The sequence below is a fragment of the Psychrobacter sp. PP-21 genome, from assembly GCF_033790785.1.
Taxonomy (GTDB): domain Bacteria; phylum Pseudomonadota; class Gammaproteobacteria; order Pseudomonadales; family Moraxellaceae; genus Psychrobacter.
The window spans coordinates 1-402 of sequence record NZ_JAMYEB010000103.1 but is presented as its reverse complement, the minus strand read 5'-3'; the positions used below and the strand labels follow the sequence as shown (position 1 = coordinate 402).

The 402-nt window shown below is 43.3% G+C and carries 1 protein-coding gene; it reads left to right on the top strand.

All coding sequences use genetic code 11. The features are described 5' to 3' along the window. Positions 1-402 (top strand): transposase (locus NJD71_RS13770; protein ID WP_319052458.1); only part of this gene is annotated, 402 nt, incomplete at both ends.

Sequence of the window (402 nt, the reverse complement as noted above, 5' to 3'; positions counted from 1 at the left end):
AATCTGACATTAAAAAACTAGCCGAGCAAATGGCTGGTAGCATGAACAGCTTCGATGACATCAAAGACTTCCAAAAGCAGCTCATGCAATCCTTTATTGATACTGCCTTAGAAGCTGAGATGGAAGATCATCTCGGCTATCCCAAGCATGAAAAGGCGGATAAACCTAATAAGCGTAACGGGCACACTAAAAAGATCGTCCGCAGTGACACAGGCGATCTTGAGATATCTACCCCAAGAGACCGTGATGGTGACTTTGAACCTACACTTGTGCGCAAGCATCAAACCCGTATCAGTGGCCTTGATGATAAAATAATCATGTTTTATGCCAAGGGTCAAACCACCACTGAAATTGTCGAAACCATCAAAGACATCTACGACGTTGATATATCAAGCTCTCTTG